This is a genomic window from Metabacillus sp. cB07, from assembly GCF_016839225.1.
GTDB classification, from domain to species: Bacteria; Bacillota; Bacilli; order Bacillales; family Bacillaceae; genus Bacillus_P; species Bacillus_P indicus.
The window spans coordinates 3,703,387-3,721,392 of sequence record NZ_CP069296.1; the positions used below are offsets into that span (position 1 = coordinate 3,703,387).

Sequence of the window (18,006 nt, forward strand, 5' to 3'; positions counted from 1 at the left end):
AACGGGGGCTCCAGGCACCATTTTATTTTCTTGTTTTCTGCTGGAAATAGCACTTATGTATATATACGGCTTGTACGAAGGAATGTTTCAGTTTTTTGGACAAAAAAAAGGAGCACGGGAAAGGGCGCCCGTACTCAAAAAATATTTATAAAAGGGGGTCAATTACTATTTATATAGTACCCCATAATTATTTCAGTGGTGTTACAGGAGAGTTAAAACAGAGTTACGTTTTTATGAACTTGTTTAAAGCTTTAACGTCATTTAGTTTCCGGCTTTGATTTTTTCCATCAGTTCTTCTACGTAATGCTGTGCACTCTGGGCTGCAATAGATCCATCGCCTGTTGCTGTAACAATTTGACGAAGGGATTTTTCACGGATATCGCCTGCTGCAAAAATACCCGGCACCTTTGTTTCCATGCGGTCGTTTGTTTCAATATAGCCCTCTTCGTTTGTAATGCCGATCGCCTGGAATGGTTTAGAAAGCGGCAGCATGCCGATATAGATGAACACGCCGTCTGTTTTCATTTCTGTTTCTTCACCGGTTTCCGTATTAACAAGGGTGGCACTTCCTACCTTGCCGTCTTTTTCATTGATTTCTTTCACCGTATGATTCCAGATGAAATCAACCTTTTCGTTATCAAACGCGCGCTGCTGCAGAATTTTTTGAGCGCGCAGCTCATCGCGTCTGTGAACGATTGTTACTTTAGATGCGAAGCGTGTCAAGTACACACCTTCCTCAACCGCAGAGTCACCTCCGCCGATAACGATCAGCTCTTTGTTTTTGAAGAATGCGCCGTCGCATACCGCACAGTAGGAAACGCCGCGTCCGCCAAGCTCTTTTTCGCCCGGAACGCCGATTTTTTTGTATTCGGCACCTGTTGAGATAATGACGGCACGCGTTTTGTACTGCTTGCTTCCGGCAACAACGGTTTTGTATTCTTCGCCGTCGATAATTTCTTTAATGTCTCCGTAAGCATATTCAGCACCGAACTTCTTCGCATGATCAAACATCTTTGTTGAAAGGTCCGGTCCGAGAATATGGTCAAAACCCGGATAGTTTTCAACATCTTCCGTATTGGCCATCTGGCCGCCCGGCACGCCGCGCTCAATCATCAATGTTGAAAGATTTGCCCTTGACGTATATACAGCTGCTGTCATTCCGGCAGGTCCTGCACCGGCAATAATGACATCATAGATTTTTTCTTCAGACATCGTTCAATCACTCCTTGGATTCGCACAAATCATTCGTATACGGGACGTTGCTCCCATACTTCTATCCTATAAAAGATAAGGATTTCATGCCATTTATTTGCTCACGACCAGAGGTTCCGGATGTAAGCTGAATATTTGGACAGGGTTTTGCCGGATATGGAGTATTGCTTAGCCGTTTCCGTCTGTGTCACTTTATAGCCGTTTTCCTTCTTCCATACATACTCAAGTGCTCCTGCCCATGCAAGATGGTTGGTTAAAGGCAGCTCTTCTCGTTTTGCTTTCAGAGCCGTCTTAAAGAAAAACAAGTAAAGTCCTTCATTCAGACCCTCGTTGTTTTTGAAGAGAACCTGTGCTGCCTGGTAGGTGAATCTGGATTTCTCAGACACGCTTTTTTTAATCTCCCCATTAACATGCGCAATTGCAAGATCCATAAACTCTCTTTCGAATGCAGACTGGGGAATTTTTGATGTTTTAAAAACCTGAATTTGATCTGGCTGATTCGTTTCAGCTGCTAAAAAGATGGCCAGCAGACGCTCTTCAATCGGCATAGTCATCGGCCGCTCCACTGACACTGTATCTTTAGTCCACGGCTCTGATCCCTCTTTTTCGGGATTCATCTCAAGAACGCGGTCAAAGCAGCTTCTGGCAAACTGTTCTTTTCCGGTAAAATAAGCGGAATAAGAAAGCCAGTAGTAAAACGTTTCATCACCGTCAAACCCCTGTCTGTAGATCGCCTTCAGCCATTTATAAGCAAGCTCGTACTGTCCGACAAGAGCAAATGTCGCACCAAGCTTATATCTGTGTTCAAACAGAATCGGGTGGATTCTCCCCATGCGCTGCGCGAGCTCCTCCACTTTGTCATCTTGGCGCTCATAATAATAAAACACCATTAAGTTGCACAATGCATGAAGGTTGCCGGGATTTTTGTCCAGCACCATATCCAGGTGCTCTTTCGCCCGCTCGACATCTCCCATGTAAAAATAGGCCAGGGATAAATTGTTGTAAGCCGACCAGAACTCAGGAAAGTCTGCCGTAATTTCCTTCAGCAGGACAATCGCTTCTTCAAGCTTTCCGTTCTCAAGCAGGGATTTTGCTGCATCCTGCTTCACGATCAGTTCGTCTGAATCAGAAAACAGATCCTCCTCATCCGCGCTTTCAATTGTCAAAAGCTCAAGAAGATCCTCCGTTTCTTCGATAAACTCGCCGTTCGGCTCCTTAGTCTGGTATTCTGTCGCACATTTATAGGCTTCATGAAAAAGACCCAGATGCGCGTAATTATTGGCCATAAAGTAATGGCACTCTGATAACTCGCTATCAAGGTTTTTTAGAATATATGTTAAAAGCTCGTTTGATTGCTGATATTTTCCAAGTTCGGTATAGATGGCTGCAAGCTGGCTGAGCATCACGATATGATCCGGCTCAAGCTTTATGGCACGCTCAATCCACTTGCCCGCTCTTAATAGGTCTCGCTCCCGATAGGCTTTCATGCCCTTACGGTAAAAGTACTGTCCGTCTTGGAAGAAAGGGACAATCTGCGCTTTCTGTTCACTGTTGGTTGATTGTTTACCCACTGAAATCCTCCATTTCTTTACTTCTGCCGTAGGTTAGTATACCACACTGGGGAAGTACAACATAGCAGGTGGCAAAAATTAAAAGCTCTTGTCCTATCATGGTCAAAATAACAGCGCGGCAAACAATTTACAGGCAGAACAGGATGGTCCGCTTATACCTTTTTCCGCCGGGTTGGAGGGAACTTAACCTGTCTCACAACAAAAAAAGCCCCAAAATATAGGGCTTTACTTTGATGCATGACGCTCTTTCAATACACTCAGAACTTCATCGAGAGGCAGCTTCTGTTCTCTGAGGAGCACCATGAGATGAAACAGCAGATCGGCTGCTTCCCATTTCAGTTCCTCCGCGTCGCGGTTTTTGGCAGCAATAATGACTTCAGATGCTTCCTCGCCGACTTTTTTAAGGATCTTATCTACTCCCTCTGTGAAAAGGTAGGTTGTATAGGAGCCTTCAGGCATTTCAGCTTCGCGCTCTGCAATCAGCTTCTCTAAAGTGCTCAGGATGTTGAAGCGGTCAGGAACAGATTCCTGCGCCTTGCCGAACAGCGTTTCAGAAAAGCAGGAATAGGCGCCGGTATGACAGGCAGGACCTGCAGGCTTCACTAATACAAGAAGGGCATCCTGATCACAGTCATACTTCAGCCCCTCAACCTCCTGGGTGTTTCCTGAAGTTGCCCCTTTGTTCCAGAGCTCCTGTCTTGAACGGCTGTAAAACCACGTTTGCTTCGTATCGATTGTTTTTTGAAGGGATTCCTTGTTCATATAAGCAAGCGTAAGAACTTCTTTGCTTGCTGCATCCTGTACGATGGCAGGGACTAAGCCATTTTGATCGAATTTTACGGATTCCAGGTTCATCTGACTAACACTCCCTGCGTTTTTAAGTAGTCTTTTACTTCTTTTACGGACGTTTCTTTATAGTGAAAAATAGAAGCTGCAAGTGCGGCATCTGCTTTTCCCTCTTTAAATGCATCAGCAAAGTGTGCCGCATTGCCCGCACCTCCGGACGCAATCACGGGAACTGTTACAGCTTCGCTTACGATCCGGTTCAGCTTGAGATCAAACCCGCTCTTTTCTCCGTCGCTGTTCATGCTCGTAAGCAGGATTTCACCGGCTCCGCGCTTCACTGCTTCTCTTGCCCATTCGGTTACTTCCCAGGCTGTTTTCTCTCTTCCGCCATGTGTGTACACCAAATAAGTACCTGATTCCGCATCAAACCTTGCATCAATTGCAACGACGATGCACTGGGAGCCAAAAAAGCTGGCGCCTTCTGTAATCAGCTCCGGACGCAGAACCGCCGAAGTATTGACAGACACCTTATCGGCCCCTGCACGAAGGATTCGCTTCATATCCTCAAGGGAGTTGATGCCACCTCCAACCGTAAAGGGAATCGCAAGCTGCGCGGCTACGCTCTCCACGACGTCGGTCATCGTTTTTCTTCCTTCATGGGATGCAGAAATATCGAGGAACACTAGCTCATCTGCTCCCTCTTTGTCGTAGAACTTCGCCAGTTCAACAGGATCTCCAGCATCACGGAGCCCCAAAAATTGAATGCCCTTCACGACCCTGCCGTCTTTGACATCAAGGCACGGAATAATGCGTTTTGTGATCATGCCCGCTCCACCTCTTCCAGCGCTTCCGCCAGGTCAAACTGATTTGTATAGAGCGCTTTTCCGACGATTGCTCCTTTAACGCCATTTGCCGCGAAAGCTGCTAAAATAACAAGGTCATTCAGCGAACTGACTCCTCCGGATGCGATCACTTCTTTGCCTGTCGCTTTTGCCATTTCACACACAGCATCCACATTCGGTCCGGAAAGCATGCCGTCTGTTGCAATATCTGTGAAAATAAACGTTTCTGCACCGGCTGCAGCAAGTTCCACTCCAAGCTCAGTCGCTTTAACGGTCGAGGTTTCCACCCATCCTTCCGTTGAAACAAAACCGTCTTTCGCATCAATGCCGATGGCGATTTTCTCTCCGTACTTGGAGAGCATTTTTTTCACAAATTCAGGATTTGAGATAGCGGAACTGCCCAGAATGACGCGGGAGACACCATTTGAAAGGTAATAGTCCACATCTTCTTCAGAGCGGATGCCACCGCCTATCTGCACCTTCACATCAAGCTTTCGTGCAACTTCAATCACATGATTGTCATTCACGCGCCTGCCTGCTTTTGCACCGTCAAGGTCCACCATGTGAATCCACTCGGCTCCTTTTTCAGCAAATACTTTCGCCATTTCAAAAGGAGAATCGCCGTACACCGTTTCTTTTGCGTAATCTCCCTGTATGAGACGGACACATTTGCCGCCCCTCATATCAATGGCGGGATAGATGATAAATTCACTCATGGTTTCACCTTCTCTTCCACAATAGTAACAAAGTTTCTCAGAATGCCGATTCCTGTATGACTGCTCTTTTCAGGGTGGAACTGTGTTCCATAGACATTTCCTTCACCTACAACTGCCGGTACTTCCACACCGTAATCTGCTGCTGCGATCACTGTGGCATCAGCTTCTGCTTTTACGTAGTAGGAGTGGACAAAATAGGAATACCCTTCCTCAATCCCGTCAAGCAGTTCACTCTCTCTGTTCAGACGAAGCCTGTTCCAGCCCATGTGAGGTACCTTCAGCTGCTCTCTTTTCATGACATCTTCCGGAAAATGAACGACCGTTCCTTTCAAAAGGGAAAGTCCTCCTGTGAGGCCGTTTTCCTCGCTTGAATCAAACAGCAGCTGCATGCCAAGGCAAATGCCGAGCAGCGGTTTCTCTGCACGGGCAGCCTTTTGTATGTATGCTGCCAATCCTGTTTCATTTAAAATGGCCATTGCGTCTTTAAATGACCCTACTCCAGGAAGAATAATTCCGGACGCCCGGTCAAGCTCTTCAGGGCTGTCAGAAATGAAATAGGAAACATTCAGGCGTTCAAGCGCCTTGCTGACGCTGTAGAGGTTCCCCATGCCATAATCTATAATTCCGATCATTTACAACATTCCCTTCGTCGACGGCACTCCTTTGATCCGCGGATCAATCGTTGATGCTTCATCAAGCGCTCTTCCCAGTGCCTTAAACACAGCTTCAATCATGTGGTGGGTGTTGCGGCCGTAATGAACGATGACGTGAAGATTGATCCGTGCTTCAAGAGCGAACTTCCATAGGAATTCATGAACAAGCTCTGTATCAAAATTGCCGACTGTCGGACTCGGGAACTCTCCCTTCAGCTCGAAGTGAGGACGGTTGCTGAGGTCCACTACAACTTGTGCAAGTGCTTCATCCATCGGCACCATTGCCTGACCGTAGCGTTTAATGCCTCTTTTGTCGCCAAGAGCTTCTCTGAAGGCCTGTCCAAGACAGATGCCGATGTCTTCTGTTGTGTGGTGGCCGTCAATTTCCGTGTCGCCGTTTGCTGCAACGGTCAAATTAAACTGGCCGTGCTTTGTAAAAAGATCCAGCATGTGCGTCATAAACGGCACGCCTGTATTGAGTTCTGAGATTCCTTCTCCATCTATCGCAAGAGAAAGGGAAATATCGGTTTCATTCGTCGTTCTTTGCAGACTTGCTGTTCGTTCCATTTTGACTTCCTCCTATTTTAAGCGCTCCTCAATGGCGCGTGCATGTGCTTCAAGACCTTCAAGACGGGCAAAGGCCGCTATCTTTTCCGCTGACTGCGCAAAAGCTTTTTCACTATATGAAATGATGCTCGTTTTCTTGATAAAATCATCGACAGAAAGCGGACTTGAGAACCGTGCCGTACCGTTAGTGGGCAGAACATGATTCGGGCCCGCGAAATAATCACCGACTGGCTCAGAGCTGTACCTTCCAAGGAAAATCGCACCCGCATGACGGATGCTGCCAAGGAGCTCCATCGGATTTTCTGTCAGAATCTCAAGATGCTCAGGGGCCAGTTCGTTCACAGCCGCAACTGCTTCATCAAGTGAATCCGCGACATAGATACAACCGTAATTTTCAATTGAAGCAGACGCGATTTCTCTGCGCGGCAGCGTCTCAAGCTGTTTCTCAACTTCTGAAGAAACGGCCTCGGCAAGCTCCATTGAATCTGTTACAAGCACGCTTGACGCAAGGGCATCGTGCTCTGCCTGTGATAAAAGATCTGCCGCGACTTCAGCCGGAACAGCGGTATTGTCGGCAAGAACCACAATTTCGCTAGGACCTGCGATCATATCAATCGCGACATCTCCAAACACTTCTCTTTTCGCAAGAGCCACATAGATGTTTCCGGGCCCTGTTATTTTATCGACCGGTCTGATGGTTTCTGTGCCGTAGGCAAGGGCTGCAATCGCCTGCCCTCCGCCGGCCTTGTAGATTTCCTCCACGCCAAGCTCTTTTGCGGCGACGAGGACGCCTGCAGGCAATGTGCCTTCTTTATTTGGCGGGGATACTAGAACAATCCGCTTCACACCTGCTGCCTGAGCCGGAATGACGTTCATCAGAACAGAAGAAGGATAGGCAGCCGTGCCTCCCGGTACATAAACACCCGCCGCATCAAGAGGCGTTACTTTCTGCCCTAGCATCGTCCCGTCCTCTTTATACGTCATCCACGACTCGCGCTTTTGCTTTTCGTGAAATGAACGGATATTTGCAGCCGCTTCGCGGATAATGTCTGCCGTTTCCTGATCTAATTCCTGATAGGCAGCCTGAGTTTCAGCTTCCGTTACCTTTAGATCAGATAGCGCAACGCCGTCAAATTTTTCCGTAAAAGCAAACAGGGCTGCATCCCCCTTTTGCTTCACTTCTTCAATGATTGATTTTACAGCGGCCCGCTGAGTTTCTGTCCCTGAATCAATGGATCGTTTTAATGATGCGGACGCGCCTGACAATCGCTCGATTCTCATAGTGCCTCCCCCTCTACAACAGCTGAAAGACGGCTGACAAGCTCGTCAATCTGTTCATCCTTCATTCTGTAGCTTACAGGGTTTACAATCAGCCGCGAGGTAATGCTGCAAATTTTCTCAAACTCCACTAGACCGTTTTCCTTCAGCGTGCGTCCTGTTGAAACAATATCGACAATTCTGTCAGCAAGCCCGATTAAAGGCGCAAGCTCGATTGATCCGTTCAGCTTAATAATTTCAACCTGTTCTCCCTGTTCCCTGAAATAAGAGGAAGCTACTCCCGGATACTTCGTGGCCACTTTAGGAGCCACTGCACCTGTGCCGCTGCCCCCCGGCAGACCGGCTACAGCCAGGTAGCATTCGCTGATTTTCAGATCAAGCACTTCGTACACATCGCGCTCTTCCTCAAGCATCACGTCTTTACCGGCAATCCCGATATCCGCAACCCCGTGCTCCACATATGTGGCAACATCCATAGGCTTAGCGAGGATAAACCTCATCTTTTCCGCCGGCACCTCAAGAATAAGTTTACGCGATTCATCAAATTCAGGCGGCAGCTTGTACCCTGCTTTTCTGAGCAGGTCAGCCGCTTCGTCAAAAATTCTTCCCTTCGGCATGGCAATTGTCAGCATGTTACTCATCCTGCTCTCCCTTTCTTGATCCGATAAAATAACTCACGTTCGTAAACTGTTTCGTATAGGAGTCAACGTCATTGACACCTGTAATATCCTGCATCGTCACCCGTTTTCCCTGTCCGCGGAGATTTGCAGCCTGTGTAATGGCTTCTGCTCTTCTCTCCCCGCTGTAAAGGATACAGTGAATGTCAGGCTGTTTATCTTCTTCACCAAGCGATTCAATGAGCCTGTCGAGCCTGATGCCGAATCCTGTTGCAGGAGCCGGAGTGTTAAAGCGTTCAAGCAGCTTGTTGTACCGTCCGCCGCTGCCGACAGGAAACCCGATGTTTCCTGCGTACACTTCAAACAGAATGCCTGTGTAATAGCTCATGTGGCTTACAATATTCAAGTCTAGCTTCACATATTCGGCTGCTCCAAAATCCTTGAGGTGCAGCCACAGCTTTTCAAGCTCCGCAGCCGCTTCTTTTGTCTCTTTGCTTGAAGCAAGCTCAGACGCAAGTGCGAGTTTATCCTCGCCGCCTCTAAGCTGCAGGAGCTGAAGCAATCTGCCTTTATCAATGGAAGACAGAGGCAATCCTTTCACATGTTCTCTATATCCCACGTAGTTCTTTTCGTAAAGAAAACGCCGAAGCACATCTGCACGCTCCTGATTTCCGAGTATCTCCTTGAAAAGGGCGTCCGCAAAGCCGATGTGGCCGATGGCAACCTTGAAATCACGCAGGCCTGCCTCTTTCAGAACGGCAATCATAAGGGCAATTACTTCCGCATCACCGCTTGTCGTTGCATCTCCAATGAGTTCCGTTCCGATTTGCTCAAACTCTGCCGGACGCCCTCCCTCTCGCTGCTGTGCGCGGAAGACGTTCGCATCATACGCGAGGCGCAGCGGGTAATTATCCTGATAAAAACGGGATGCTGCCACACGCGCAATCGGCGCAGTCATATCCGGCCTGAGGACGAGCGTGTGTCCCTGCTGATCGAGAAGTTTAAATAGCTTGCCTTCTGAAATGGCGGATTGAACACCGACAGTATCGTAAAATTCAAGTGTAGGCGTTTCAATAAACTGAAATCCCCATTTGCCGATAGCATCGGTCATCCGTTCCCTGACCTGTTTTTTTGTATAGTATAACGATGGCAGTGTATCCCTCATGCCAAGCGGTTTTTCAAACATAAACATCTTCTGTTGCACCTCTTTCACGAAAAGTTCCGAATCCTTTAGTTCGCTAATATAGTAACATGCTACCAAAATAAAGCTGGGTTCGCAAGTCATAATGTTTCTTTCTTATTCTTTCTGTTTGGTTGATTTTCCTTTTTAAAAAAGTTTTTAAACAAACGTTTGATTAGGTTTGAGTGTTTGAAATGCGGGTATATAGAAAGTAATATTTCCCCCAATGATCATAGAAAACTGGCCTGGATGTTTCGGGCCGGTCCTTTTTTTGTCTTTTTTAACAGCAGGCTGTAATTAATCTGACTTAACATCGTACCCGTTCCCTTGCGCTCCAGAAACTTGCTTTCCGCGGGGAGTGCCTGAAGCTTCCTCGCTGCGCTTGCGGGATCTTCAGAGCCCTCTTCATCCCGCAGGAGTCGAGTTTCTTCCGCTTCAGTGCACTGGAGTTTCGCTTGAATAAATAAACTCTGTTAATAAAAAAAGAAACTAACAAAAAAACACCGGCCGCAGCCAGTGTCATTGTTTTTCGCGGAGTGGATCTTTTTGATTCCGTTCTGCCATTTGTTCTTTTGTGTAGATGATTTTCATCGGGTTGCCTCCGGCGAATGCTCCGGCGGGTACGTCCTTGTGGACAAGGGTGCCGGCAGAGACGATGGCGCCGTCGCCGATTTCTACTCCGGGGAGAACGGTGGAGTTAGCGCCGATCATGACTTCGTCTCCGATCACGATGTCCCCGAGCCTGTACTCACGGATTAAGTATTCGTGGGCAAGCAGCGTGGTATTGTAGCCGATGACCGTATTTCTGCCGACTTTGATTTTTTCAGGAAACATCACATCAAGCATCACCATCAGGGCAAAGGAGGTCTGCTCGCCGACCTTCATGCCGAGGAGCCTGCGGTACATCCAGTTTTTCATGGATAGAAACGGCGTGTAGCGCGCAAGCTGGATGACGGTGAAATTGCGGACAACCTTCCAAAATGGAACGGTTTTATAAACGTGCCAAAGTGAATTCGGGCCTTTAACAGGGTATCTCGTCGTTCTTCTCAAGAGTTATTCCTCTCCAAGCACGCTTAACAGATCGCTCATCTTGTTAAGCATGTAGTCCGGCTGAAAGCCTTCCAGATACGCTGCTCCCTTGATTGTCCATGCTACACCGGCTGTCTTGGTGCCTGCTGCTTTTCCAGCATCAATATCATGGTAGTTATCCCCGACCATAATCGCCTCAACTGGTGAAGCATTCAGTTTTTCAAGAGCGAGCAGGACTGGTTCTGGATGAGGCTTTGCATTTTTCACATCATCAAGCGTGACGACCGTTTCAAAGAACTTGCCGAGTCCGGTCAGCTCAAGGCCCATATTGACGGTATTCCGGATTTTCGTTGTCACGATGCCGAGCTTGAAGCCTTTTTCATGCAGCGCCTGAACCGTTTCGTACACCGTTTCAAACTGAGTGACAAGCTTGTCATGATTATCATGGTTAAACGTGCGGTACGTGCTGATCATTTCATCAACTCGCATCGGATCCATTTTCACAAATGTCTCATGAAGAGTCGGCCCGAGAAACGGCAGCACATCGTCTCTTCCGTACTGATTTGGATAATAGAGGTTGAGCGTATGAAGAAATGATTCAATAATTAAGTCATTTGTGTTGATCAATGTTCCGTCCAGATCAAACAATACGGTGTTAATTTTCATAAGTTGCTTCCTTTCTGCTTGTATGTTCAAATCTGTCCCAGATCGCCCCGACTGCCATTGTCAGCAGAACGGCTGTAACAATCCTGATAATCAAAAGCGGCAGCACAGGAATGCCGAGCGGAACAAAGATCAGCGTATCCTCAACAACGGCATGGCAGGCCACGAGAAAAATAAAGGCAAGCGTCAAGTCCCTGTAGCTGACCCCGTCCTCCTCAACCGCCTTGATCATAACCCCGGCACCGTATGCGAGGCCAATCGTTAAACCCGCAACCATCGTCATAGAGGTATTTTCCTTCATGCCGAGCATTCTTGTTACAGGAGCCATCCATCTTGAAAAGACCGTCAGGAAACCTTTGTCCTTCAGATACTGAATAATGATCATAAGCGGAATGACGATAAGCGCCAGCTGAACAATGCCAAGACCGGCTTTTTGAACAGCGCTTAAGCCAATCTCCAAATAGCCTTCCGGAGCAGCCTCCTGCTTGGGAATAAACCCGTACTGAGCCGTCTCCGCTCCGCCCTTCCAAAGAAGATTGATCATAATCGCCGAGCTGACAGCAAGACCGATTCTGACAAGGAGAATCACCCAGATTTTGATGCCGACTTTGGCAGCCACCGTGGATTCAATAATCAAATTATGTGAAAAAGAAAGCATAACCGCTAAAATAAATACTTCTTTAACTGATAAATCAAGCGTTAAAATCGCAGCAATTCCCGCATACAGATTCAGCATATTGCCAAGCACAAGCGGAATGGCCGCTTCCCCTGAAAGCCCGAAGATTCCCATGACCGGCTGAATCAGCTTAATCAGCCATGGCAGAACCGGTGTGTGCTGAAGCAGGCTGACAATCAGCGTAACGGGAAAAATCACTTTTCCAAGTGTCCAAGTTGTCTGAAGCCCTGCCTGAAATCCCTTTTTTAAGCTAGTAATCAGAAACATCCCCTTATTCAGCTGATTCTAAATAGCGTTCCTTTGAATAGCCTTTGACTCTTCTGAAAATCAAAACGGCAACCGCAACGGCAATCAGACCGAGTGAAATGACCTGGGCGATGCGGAGTGACTCCGTCAGCATCAGGCTGTCCGTCCGCATGCCTTCGATAAAATAACGTCCGATTGAATACCAGATGATATAGGTGAGAAACAGCTCGCCGCGGCGCAGATTCGCTTTTCTGAGAAGCATCAAAACGGCGAATCCGGCAAAGTTCCACAGTGATTCATACAGGAACGTCGGGTGATAGTAAGTCCCGTCAATATACATCTGATTAATAATAAACTCCGGCAAATATAACCCTTCAAGGAACTGGCGGGTAACCTCGCCTCCGTGTGCTTCCTGGTTGATGAAATTACCCCATCTGCCGATTGCCTGACCTAAGATGATGCTCGGCGCGCCAATATCGGCAAGCTTCCAGAAGGAGATTTTTTTCACTTTGGCAAAAATAAAGCCCGTCACAAATGCTCCGATCAGACCGCCGTGGATCGCAAGGCCGCCGTTCCAGATCTTCACGATGTCTCCCGGATTCTGAGAGTAATAGTCCCATTGAAAAATCACGTAGTAAATCCGCGCGCAAATAATCGCAATCGGAATGGCAAATAAGACAAGATCAACAAATGTATCCTTATGAAGCCCTCTTCTCTCGCTCTCGCGCACCGCAAGCCACAAGCCGAGCAGCGCCCCGACTCCAATGATCAGGCCGTACCAATGCACCTGAATAGGTCCAAGCTCCAGAAACACCGGATCAATCGGCGTAAAATTCTCCTCCATGCTTTCTTCCCCCTATAGATGATTATGCGTCATCGTGCTCTGTATCCGTTATGACATCCGTTAATTTATTTGTAAACTGTTCGGCAGCATTCAAACCCATGCGCTTCAGCCTGAAGTTCATCGCGGCCACTTCAATGATAACGGCAAGGTTTCTTCCGGGACGGACAGGAACTGTCAGCTTTGGAACATCCGTATCAATGATTTTCATTTTTTCTTCATCAAGACCAAGTCGGTCGTATTGCTTTTTCGGATCCCAGATTTCAAGATCGATGATGAGGGTAATCCGTTTATAGCTGCGGACTGCGCCTGCTCCGAAAAGCGTCATGACGTTAATGATGCCAAGACCGCGGATCTCAAGCAGATGCTCAATCAAGTCAGGTGCATTCCCGATCAGCGTATCCTGATCCTCCTGGCGTATTTCTACACAGTCATCTGCAACCAGGCGATGGCCGCGCTTCACAAGTTCAAGAGCGGTTTCACTTTTCCCCACGCCGCTTTTTCCGACAATCAGGACACCGACTCCGTACACGTCAACCAAAACACCGTGCACAGCCGTTGTCGGCGCAAGCTTCCCTTCAAGGAAATTCGTCAAATGACTTGATAGGCGTGTTGTTTTTAACGGGGAACGGAGAACGGGCACCGATTTCTCCTCAGATGCATCTGTCAGTTCTTTTGGAATCTCCATCTCCCGTGAGACAATAATAGCCGGAGTAGAGTCCGTGCAGAGCTGATCCATGCGTTTCACTTTTTCCTCGTCTGTCAGCTTCTGAAAAAATGTCAATTCTGTTTTTCCGAGTATTTGGACGCGCTCTTTCGGATAGTATGTAAAAAATCCTGCCATTTCCAGACCCGGGCGGGACAGGTCACTCGTCGTAATCGGCCGGTTAACACCTTCTTCACCGCTGATGAGCTCTAAATGGAACTTTTCTATTAAATCTTTCGTGCGAACTTTCGCCATGCAAGTTCCTCCTTTTTTTCTGAAAATAGAACGTATTTTATGCGCACAAATCCATTGCCTGACTGGCGCGGAATCAAGATCCCGACTCTTGCATTCATGCATTTTTACTGATTAAGTAAGAGAACTAAAATCCCTTCTTATTTTAGCACTTTTGCCTTTTAAACGGAAACCGGGATTCCCCGGACTCCAACTTTTTATAAGAGGGCGGGGACAAACACCGCTACTCTAGCAGACCGAACGCCATATATTACTAGAGAAAAGAATTTTACTAGGAGGACTGCACGTGAAAATAGCCATTGATGCCGGACACGGCTACACTACTCCCGGAAAACGGACTGTAGACGGGATGAGAGAATACGAATTCAACCGTGCTGTGGCAAATGAAATGAGAACTCTCCTTGCGGGCTATGAAAATGTCACGATATTGTTTACCCATTCAGACGCACGTGACGTCCCGCTGCAGGAAAGAACGGACAAAGCCAATACAGAACTTGCGGATGTATTTGTTTCGATCCATGCGAATGCATTCGGAAGCGGCACCGCTTGGAACGACGTAAAAGGAATTGAGACATATGTACATGATTCAAGGCCGCAGCAGGCACTCGCACTTGCAAATGCCGTTCAAAAAGAGCTGATTGAAAAAACGAAGCGGACAGACCGCGGGGTAAAAGCAGCAAACTTCCATGTTCTGCGCGAAACAAAGATGACGGCGATCCTGATTGAATGCGGATTCATGACCAATCAGGAGGAAGCTCAGGCACTGAAGTCTGCGGCATACCGGAAACTCTGCGCGGAAGCCATCACAGAAGCTCTTGCCGCCTTTTACAAGCTGAAGAAAAAAGCGCCTCCTGCCCCTCCTCCCGCACCTGGCAAGCTTTACAAAGTTCAGGTTGGGGCTTTTGCAAATAAAGCTAACGCAGATGCTCTGGCAAATGAACTTAGAAGCAAGGGGTACAGCGTCATCGTAATTGCTGAATAGCCAAACTTACAGAGACAGCCGCACAGGCTGTCTTTATTCTTTTAATTCAAGCAGGAAGCGCTCTTTTGGAAGCTTCTTTTTGGACCGGAATTTATTCAAATAAGGAGAATACGTATCAACTTGAATCTGATTTTGATCCGGCTTAAAAAAGAGCAGTCTCATAAATCCGTTGCCGCCGTGCTTTTCCGCCTGATAATTGGCAAGCATCTGAAAGACCCTCTGCTCAGGCGATAACCGGCTTTCAAGGAACCCGGTGCCGTAGTAGTGTCCTGATAAAACAAGCTGGACATTTTTGTTCTTTAAAACCACTTTCTGATAGAGTTCCTCCCCGGCCGGACTGCGTTCACTTTTAAAGTTCAAGTAATCATGAAAGGCAAGGATCGCTTTGTGGCCGCGGTATTCCCTGAGTACTTTGTTGAGCCATTTAATCGCTCCGCGGTTTAATTCAAAGCCCATATAAATCATAATATAAGGCTGATTCTGGATCGTCAGCAGATCGTAATGTCCTCGGTTATTTTCAAACGAGCCCCCGTAAAAAGGCTGCCTGATAAACCGGTGATAGCCAAAATTGTCTGTAAACACCAGGTACGGATCGTCTCCGTGAACCAGGTCATGGTTTCCTGCCAGTACACCATAGGGAATACGGGTCATATCAAGCATCTTCATGATCTGATCCGTCCGTTCCCACTGCACCTCATCGTTAGGTTCGTTCACAAGGTCGCCTGTATGGAAAACATACTTAATATTGTATTGATCCCTGTTTTCAATAATCCACTGAATTTGCTTGATCATGATTTCAGGGTAGGTTTTTGCATAATACTGTGTATCCGTAAGCCAGACAACCGTCTCATCTCCTTCTTCAAAAGAAATGGCTGCATACGCCGGCCCGGCTGATAGAGAACTAAATAGAAGCATAACGGCAAAACAGATTTTTTTCATGACATTCACCCATTAATAGCGTGCCCACAAGCGTTCTCCTTATGTTGACGGATTTACATTTGCCCCCATTGGTCTATACTAGAGATGGAAAAACAGGAGAAGGAGACAGATCTATGCTAAAAGATTTTAAAAAGTTCGCCATAAAAGGCAACGTCATTGATCTTGCTGTCGGGGTCATCATCGGTACAGCTTTCGGCAAAATTGTCACATCCCTTGTCAATGACATCGTAATGCCGCTGATCGGAATCCTTATTGGAGGAGTAAACTTTTCCGGACTCGACTATGCCTTTGGAAAAGCAATCGTAAAATACGGTGCCTTTATTCAAACCATCATCGATTTCTTCATCATTGCGTTTTCTGTGTTCTTATTTGTCCGCTTTTTTGAGCGATTTAAAACAAAGGATGAGCAAAAGCCTGTCCCGACTCTTACGAATGAGGAAAAGCTCCTGACAGAAATTCGCGACCTACTTAAAACTCAGCAGGAAAGAGAGCATTAAAAAAGGCGGACAAATGTCCGCCTTTTCTATTTCTTCTTACTTTCCTTAAGTGGTTCTACAACCCCTTTTTGAATCAGCAGGTGAAGCAGGGAAATCACGATTGAAGCAAGCACCGCAGTGCCGAAGCCGTCAATGTTAAACGAGTCCCCCATAATCCCCTGCGCAATCATCAGTGTAATGGCATTGATGACAAACAGGAAAAGACCGAGAGTAAGAACCGTAACAGGAAGTGTAAGCAGGATTAAAAAGGGCTTCACTAAAATGTTTAAGACGGAAATGAGCAAGCTTGCTATAATCGCAGCGCCCACGCCGCTGATATGAAAAGATTCAAAATATCCCGATACAACAATTAATATTAATGCATTGACCAGGATACTGACTGCCCATCTAATCATGGCTATCTGACATCTCCTTCATTCGGCACAAGGAAGACCATCGCTACATAGATAAGGCCAAACGGGAAGAAAGCTGTTGTAAGCAGCAGAATCACAAATAAAATCCGCAATAGATTCGCATCAATGCCGACATAATCTGAAAGTCCGCCAAGCACCCCGCTGATCATTTTCTTCGATTGCGATCTGTACAATTTCTTCTTCATAATGGATTACCTCTCTTTCAGCGTAATGGAACCTGTTTTTGAATCTGCAATCAGATTCATACCCGGTCCTGCCTGTGCAGCTGATTTAACACGCAGTTCTTTCTGCATGGATTCATTCTTTTCATAGAGCACTTCAAGATCCGCAAGATCAGCAGAAACGGATCCAAGATTTGATTTTAGCTCGCCGTTAATGGCTGTCTGAACGGGAAGAAGAACTTCCACATTCCCAGTTGCTGTTTTGGCATAAAGCGTGCGGCATATTTGATCTTCAAGCTTCAGCACCATGTTGCCGTTAAAGCTCTGAACATCAAGCCTCTCTGATTTCCCTTCAAATTGAATCATGCCGTGGATCGTTTCAGCTTCTGTATGAGCAGCTTCAATTCCGGCAAGTCTGATCTGGCCGTTTGCGGTTTCAGCTTCAAGCTTTTCTCCCTTGAATGAATAAAGGGAGATGAGACCGTTGGCTGTTTTTGTGCGAAAATCTTTTATCTTTAAATTTTCCCCTCGTATCGGACCGCTAAACAGTTTAATTTTTACAAGCTCATATTGCTTTTCCGGTAAATAAAGCGTCATGCTGACTTTAACGGTTTTCTTTTCTGTATAAAAACGGAATGCGCCATCATCAAGGCTGCAGTTCGTGTTTTGGACAAATATTTCCTTCGCCTGTTCGGCATTTTCAGCTCTGTATACTTTGATATCACATTCTGCACGGACGTCCTGCTGCGGCCATGACTGCAGTGTGACACTTCCGTTTAAAATCTGAATGTCCAAATCGCGGATGTCCGCATTTTCGTAGTGATAAACATGCTGAACACTGACCGAATGGCCAAAATTCAAATCAAGATCCATCTCTTTCACCTTTTTAACGGCGGAATCGATATCGAGTTCTTTGACTTTTTTCACAGCTGTATCAATAAACAAGGCAAGTTTTGACGACAGGGCAGAGGATGGCGCAGCCTTTTCTTTTTCAACAAACGGCCCGTTAAACCCTTCATGATCGGCCATAGATGCCGTCTCTTTTTGGGCATATTCTGATTCAAGACCTTCAATGAGAGTTAACGCTTCGCTTGCTGAAAGCTTACCCTGCTCAACCAATTCCAAGATGCGTTTCTTCTGATCCTTCACAATTCCTTCCCCCTAATTATGTAATGGCAA

The 18,006-nt window shown here is 46.8% G+C and carries 21 protein-coding genes; 2 read left to right on the plus strand and 19 right to left on the minus strand.

The window, feature by feature from the left end; all coding sequences use genetic code 11:
* Positions 1-261: 261 nt before the first annotated feature.
* From trxB to hprK, 15 genes are all read right to left on the minus strand, one after another.
* The gene (trxB, locus tag JOJ89_RS18980) at positions 262-1,212 is read right to left on the minus strand and encodes a thioredoxin-disulfide reductase (RefSeq protein ID WP_203289012.1); all 951 of its coding nucleotides are present in this window, start codon (positions 1,210-1,212) and stop codon (positions 262-264) included.
* Between the two features lie 101 nt (positions 1,213-1,313).
* Entirely contained in the window at positions 1,314-2,783 is a 1,470-nt protein-coding gene (locus JOJ89_RS18985; protein ID WP_203289013.1) for a tetratricopeptide repeat protein, read from the minus strand.
* Positions 2,784-3,008: 225 nt separating this feature from the next.
* Complete coding sequence (gene hisIE / locus JOJ89_RS18990; RefSeq protein ID WP_029284616.1) at positions 3,009-3,638, minus strand: bifunctional phosphoribosyl-AMP cyclohydrolase/phosphoribosyl-ATP diphosphatase HisIE; 630 nt, start codon at positions 3,636-3,638, stop codon at positions 3,009-3,011.
* On the minus strand, positions 3,635-4,393 hold the full coding sequence (hisF, locus tag JOJ89_RS18995) for an imidazole glycerol phosphate synthase subunit HisF (protein WP_029284618.1): 759 nt from the start codon (positions 4,391-4,393) through the stop codon (positions 3,635-3,637). The genes hisIE and hisF overlap by 4 nt, the downstream gene beginning before the upstream one ends.
* Entirely contained in the window at positions 4,390-5,127 is a 738-nt protein-coding gene (gene hisA, locus JOJ89_RS19000) for a 1-(5-phosphoribosyl)-5-[(5-phosphoribosylamino)methylideneamino]imidazole-4-carboxamide isomerase (RefSeq protein ID WP_029284620.1), read from the minus strand. Before hisA ends, hisF begins: the two co-directional genes overlap by 4 nt.
* A complete protein-coding gene (gene hisH / locus JOJ89_RS19005; RefSeq protein WP_029284622.1) occupies positions 5,124-5,759 on the minus strand; it encodes an imidazole glycerol phosphate synthase subunit HisH in 636 nt (211 codons plus the stop codon). Before hisH ends, hisA begins: the two co-directional genes overlap by 4 nt.
* A complete protein-coding gene (hisB, locus tag JOJ89_RS19010) occupies positions 5,760-6,347 on the minus strand; it encodes an imidazoleglycerol-phosphate dehydratase HisB (RefSeq protein ID WP_029284624.1) in 588 nt (195 codons plus the stop codon). It lies immediately after the preceding gene.
* 12 nt (positions 6,348-6,359) lie between these two features.
* Positions 6,360-7,628 (minus strand): histidinol dehydrogenase, encoded by a 1,269-nt coding sequence (hisD, locus tag JOJ89_RS19015; RefSeq protein ID WP_203289014.1) that lies wholly within the window; start codon positions 7,626-7,628, stop codon positions 6,360-6,362.
* Positions 7,625-8,266, minus strand: coding sequence for an ATP phosphoribosyltransferase (gene hisG, locus JOJ89_RS19020; RefSeq protein WP_029284628.1), 642 nt, complete (start codon positions 8,264-8,266; stop codon positions 7,625-7,627). The genes hisD and hisG overlap by 4 nt, the downstream gene beginning before the upstream one ends.
* Positions 8,259-9,434, minus strand: a complete 1,176-nt coding sequence (locus JOJ89_RS19025; protein ID WP_203289015.1) for an ATP phosphoribosyltransferase regulatory subunit — start codon at positions 9,432-9,434, stop codon at positions 8,259-8,261. Before JOJ89_RS19025 ends, hisG begins: the two co-directional genes overlap by 8 nt.
* A gap of 507 nt (positions 9,435-9,941) precedes the next feature.
* Positions 9,942-10,472 (minus strand): acyltransferase, encoded by a 531-nt coding sequence (locus tag JOJ89_RS19030; RefSeq protein WP_203289016.1) that lies wholly within the window; start codon positions 10,470-10,472, stop codon positions 9,942-9,944.
* Between the two features lie 3 nt (positions 10,473-10,475).
* Positions 10,476-11,117, minus strand: coding sequence for a pyrophosphatase PpaX (gene ppaX / locus JOJ89_RS19035; RefSeq protein WP_029284637.1), 642 nt, complete (start codon positions 11,115-11,117; stop codon positions 10,476-10,478).
* Complete coding sequence (locus tag JOJ89_RS19040; protein ID WP_203289017.1) at positions 11,107-12,057, minus strand: nucleoside recognition domain-containing protein; 951 nt, start codon at positions 12,055-12,057, stop codon at positions 11,107-11,109. Before JOJ89_RS19040 ends, ppaX begins: the two co-directional genes overlap by 11 nt.
* 4 nt (positions 12,058-12,061) lie before the next feature.
* Positions 12,062-12,880 (minus strand): prolipoprotein diacylglyceryl transferase, encoded by an 819-nt coding sequence (lgt, locus tag JOJ89_RS19045; protein WP_029284641.1) that lies wholly within the window; start codon positions 12,878-12,880, stop codon positions 12,062-12,064.
* A gap of 22 nt (positions 12,881-12,902) precedes the next feature.
* The gene (hprK, locus tag JOJ89_RS19050) at positions 12,903-13,838 is read right to left on the minus strand and encodes an HPr(Ser) kinase/phosphatase (RefSeq protein WP_029284643.1); all 936 of its coding nucleotides are present in this window, start codon (positions 13,836-13,838) and stop codon (positions 12,903-12,905) included.
* 283 nt (positions 13,839-14,121) lie between these two features.
* On the opposite strand from hprK, the gene JOJ89_RS19055 reads away from it, so the two are divergent.
* Positions 14,122-14,817: an N-acetylmuramoyl-L-alanine amidase gene (locus JOJ89_RS19055; RefSeq protein WP_203289018.1), complete on the plus strand. Its 696-nt coding sequence runs from the start codon at positions 14,122-14,124 to the stop codon at positions 14,815-14,817.
* A gap of 33 nt (positions 14,818-14,850) precedes the next feature.
* Here JOJ89_RS19055 and JOJ89_RS19060 read toward each other — a convergent pair whose 3' ends face one another.
* Positions 14,851-15,756 (minus strand): metallophosphoesterase, encoded by a 906-nt coding sequence (locus JOJ89_RS19060; RefSeq protein WP_203289019.1) that lies wholly within the window; start codon positions 15,754-15,756, stop codon positions 14,851-14,853.
* 113 nt (positions 15,757-15,869) lie between these two features.
* Here JOJ89_RS19060 and mscL point away from each other — a divergent pair, with 113 nt between their 5' ends.
* Positions 15,870-16,253 carry a large conductance mechanosensitive channel protein MscL gene (gene mscL, locus JOJ89_RS19065; protein ID WP_029284649.1) on the plus strand — a complete coding sequence of 128 codons (384 nt, stop codon included), beginning with the start codon at positions 15,870-15,872 and terminating at the stop codon, positions 16,251-16,253.
* A 26-nt stretch (positions 16,254-16,279) separates the two neighbouring features.
* On the opposite strand, the gene JOJ89_RS19070 is transcribed toward mscL, so the two are convergent.
* The 3 genes from JOJ89_RS19070 to JOJ89_RS19080 are packed head-to-tail and all read right to left on the minus strand — an operon-like array spanning position 16,280 to position 17,976.
* Positions 16,280-16,648: a phage holin family protein gene (locus tag JOJ89_RS19070; RefSeq protein WP_203289020.1), complete on the minus strand. Its 369-nt coding sequence runs from the start codon at positions 16,646-16,648 to the stop codon at positions 16,280-16,282.
* A 2-nt stretch (positions 16,649-16,650) separates the two neighbouring features.
* Positions 16,651-16,851, minus strand: a complete 201-nt coding sequence (locus tag JOJ89_RS19075; protein ID WP_203289021.1) for a PspC domain-containing protein — start codon at positions 16,849-16,851, stop codon at positions 16,651-16,653.
* A 6-nt stretch (positions 16,852-16,857) separates the two neighbouring features.
* A complete protein-coding gene (locus JOJ89_RS19080) occupies positions 16,858-17,976 on the minus strand; it encodes a DUF4097 family beta strand repeat-containing protein (protein WP_203289022.1) in 1,119 nt (372 codons plus the stop codon).
* Positions 17,977-18,006: the final 30 nt, after the last annotated feature.